Source organism: Hyella patelloides LEGE 07179, from assembly GCF_900659865.1.
GTDB lineage: Bacteria > Cyanobacteriota > Cyanobacteriia > Cyanobacteriales > Xenococcaceae > Hyella > Hyella patelloides.
In genome coordinates, this window is the sequence record NZ_LR214195.1 from 1 (window position 1) to 3,414 (window position 3,414).

General features: G+C 35.9%; 2 protein-coding genes. One reads left to right on the forward strand and one right to left on the reverse strand.

Annotated elements, in window-relative coordinates:
- Nucleotides 1–1,094 precede the first annotated feature (1,094 nt).
- Nucleotides 1,095–1,502, forward strand: coding sequence for a preQ(1) synthase (gene queF / locus H1P_RS31970; protein ID WP_144875320.1), 408 nt, complete (start codon nucleotides 1,095–1,097; stop codon nucleotides 1,500–1,502).
- Nucleotides 1,503–1,527: 25 nt separating this feature from the next.
- Here queF and glpK read toward each other — a convergent pair whose 3' ends face one another.
- Nucleotides 1,528–3,015, reverse strand: a complete 1,488-nt coding sequence (gene glpK, locus H1P_RS31975) for a glycerol kinase GlpK (protein ID WP_246142041.1) — start codon at nucleotides 3,013–3,015, stop codon at nucleotides 1,528–1,530.
- Between the last annotated feature and the right edge of the window lie 399 nt (nucleotides 3,016–3,414).

Here is a 3,414-nt window from a genome sequence, read left to right on the forward strand (position 1 = left end):
GAATAATCGTCAAGACAAGACCGAGCTTGTGTTCACTCCGCCATTAATTATGATTGTTATTAGTCTAAAATATCAACCAAAATGTAAACTTTATCTAAAAATTTACATTTCTTTCACAAGATTTTCATCTATCCAGTGATGTATTTATTAGTCATTGTGTGGAAACTAAAAAAGAGCAAAATCTCGAAATACTGTTTACCAAAGAAAAGCACTGTATTTTACCTTTGAAAATAAGTAACGTATAGTGACATTCTAGCGTGTTGTTAAAAAATATTACGTATTATTTACTATAAATAACTTTACACAAGAAACTGAAGCAAAGTATCGCTAATAGCGATCGCTAAAAGAAATTTGAGAACTTTTCATAACCCCAAAATAAGTAATTATACTGTGCAAAATTAATTGAACATTTGGGAAAGCAGCAAGCAGCAAGCAGCAAGTAAAGGCAATCAAGAACAGGGTAAGTATTTATAACTAAATAGAAATATACAAATAATTTTGTTTACTTACTTAGATACTATCAATTCGATCTTTATGTATTAAGAAAGAAAACTACTTACTTACACTTAGTAATAAATTTGATAATTAGATACTGATTTCTTTCTGAGTAACAAATAAAAAAACTCAAGATTGTTTTAAGTTTGTTCTATTGTATTGATTTTAAGGAAGAGATGAGAATAGTATAAATAACTAAATTATTAAAATTGTCTTCCTCTTGTTTTCGTATAATTACTTAAGCAAATAGTTTTTTTGTAGTTAAATCTATTTAAAAACAATAACAAAAAAACAAAAGCTTTATTCAATCCTCAGTATAAACATTGACAAAAAAAGACGATTATCCTAGGATAATTATCTCAAAATATCTAATTTCGTAGCATTAAAATCTGTGACTGATGATACGCAAGGAGATGTAACGCAAAAAAACTTAAATGATTCTTGAACAAATTGTTTTAGTATAATTTGGTTTTTAGTTACAGACAACTTTAAGTAATAATATTGATGGCGAGGGAAGCTGTAATTTCCCCAGCTCGTCCAATCGCGATGTTGTTATTCTGATATCTTGTCTCAAAGGAAATATTTAAATACTATTGACTATGGCTAACTCTACAGAAAATACAAGTAGCTCTGCGGTGAAATACGGAGAAAGAGAGATCTCTGAAGGAGAATTAATCACTTTTCCTAATCCCAGAGTAGGTAGACGCTACAAAGTAGAAATATCTTTACCAGAATTCACTTGTAAATGTCCTTTTTCTGGTTATCCTGATTTTGCCACAATTCACATTACCTATTTTCCTCATGAAAAAGTGGTGGAACTTAAAGGAATAAAATTATATATCAATAGCTACCGCGATCGCTATATTTCCCATGAAGAATCTATCAATCAGATTTTAGATGATTTTGTAGCAGCAGCCGATCCTTTAGAGGTAACAATTAGAGGCGATTTTAACCCCAGGGGTAATGTGCATACAGTAGTAGAAGTTAACCATGTTAAATCGAATTAGTTAATTTTTTTCTAGTATTTCACCCCTACAATACCTTGGCTACAGCTTGTGACCAGGGTATAAAATTAGCTTGGGCTTGTTCTTGTCCTGCTCCTGGTTCAAAGACGCGATCGATCTCACGATTATTGATTAAGCTCTGATAGTCATCCCAAAAACCAATAGCCAAACCTGCGCCAAAAGCTGCTCCCTGTGCTGTAGCATCCAGAATTTTGGGACGCTCTACGGGGATACCCAAAGCATCAGCTTGAAACTGCATTAAAAAATTATTTCTAGTAGCACCACCATCAACTTTGAGTAAAGAAACAGGATGCTCGCTATCTTTGTTAACCGCTTCAATGACTTCTTTTACCTGATAGGCGATCGCTTCTAAAACGGCTCTAACCAGATGTTCTTTACTAACACCTCCTGTAATGCCTAAAAAAGCTCCCCTAGCATTCATATTCCAGTGAGGCGCGCCCAAACCACTCAAAGCAGGAACAAAATAAACTCCATTACTACTAGGTACTGCACTAGCTAGGGCATCGGTTTCGGCTGCATTAGAAATTAACCTGATACCATCTCGCAACCATTGAATACAAGCTCCTGTCGTAAAGATTGCCCCTTCCAAAGCATAGTTAGTGGTGTCTTTGGTACTCCAAGCCACAGTAGAAAGTAATTGATTGTTAGATCGGGCGACGTTAGTACCTGCTTGAGCCACTAAAAAGCTACCAGTACCATAGGTGCATTTTAATAAGCCTGGGCGATCGCATCCGTGGGCAAAGAGAGCAGCTTGTTGATCGCCAAAAATAGCTGTAATGGGAATTTCTGCTCCTAATAATTGGGAATCGGTAGTGCCAAATAAACCCATACTAGGCTGAATTTTGGGCATTAAAGAATCAGGGATATTAAATAAGTCTAATAGCTGGCGATCCCAATTACCGTTATCCAAATTCATTAACATAGTGCGACTAGCACTGCTGCTATCTGTGGCGTGAACTTTACCCCCTGTTAAATTCCACAACACCCAACTGTCAACAGTTCCCGCAATTACATTATCCCAATTAGTATCGGGTTTATTTTGTTTTGCCCAATCAATTAACCAAGCCAGTTTGGTAGCAGAGAAATAAGCATCTAAGATTAAGCCTGTTTTTTGCTGGATTGTGTTGCTGTAACCCTCTTGTTTTAGGCGATCGCACATATCCGCAGTACGACGATCTTGCCAGACTATCGCTTTATGTAAAGGCTCTCCTGTGATTTTATCCCACAGTAAACAGGTTTCTCTTTGTACTGTTAGACCAATAGCAGCGATTTCTTGAGCTTCAATTCCCGTCTCAGAAATTACCTGTTTAATACAGCTACAGGTATCTTGCCAAATTTGTGTAGCATCATGTTCTAGCCATCCTGGTTGGGGATAATACTGGGTCAATTCGTGATAAATTTGACCAACTATATTACCTTGTTTATTAAACAAAATTGCTCGATTGCCTGTTGTACCGAGATCGAGAGCCAAGATGTACTGGGATGCTTTTATCACGGGTTAATTTGCTTGAATTCTACTAGGTACTGTTAGACTTATCAGATTAAATACCATTTAAGATTATTTTTAATTTTTATTCTAGGTTTTGAAATTTTCCTTAATTTTGAGAAATTAGAAATTGCCAGTAGCGACGATCGTTTCACCGAAGACATCACAAAAGAAATTATTTATTTATTGAATCTGAATTAGCCCTGAAGAAAATCCTCTCTTTGGCGATCTTGCTCAAGATCGCTCTGGTAAAGGGCTTTGCCCTAGCTATAAGCTATAAGCTGTAAGCGTTTGAGCCAATCAGATAGAGCTAAGGACTCAACCTGATTGTAGACGACCATCAAGGTCGGAGCCTTAAACTCAATAGCTTAAAGCTATTAGCTTAGAGCTATTAGCTTTTCAAGGTAA

What these genes read in the sequence shown, in the direction of transcription:
- queF (WP_144875320.1), top strand. Translation starts at nt 1,095, where the DNA reads ATGGCTAACTCTACAGAAAATACAAGTAGCTCTGCGGTGAAATACGGA.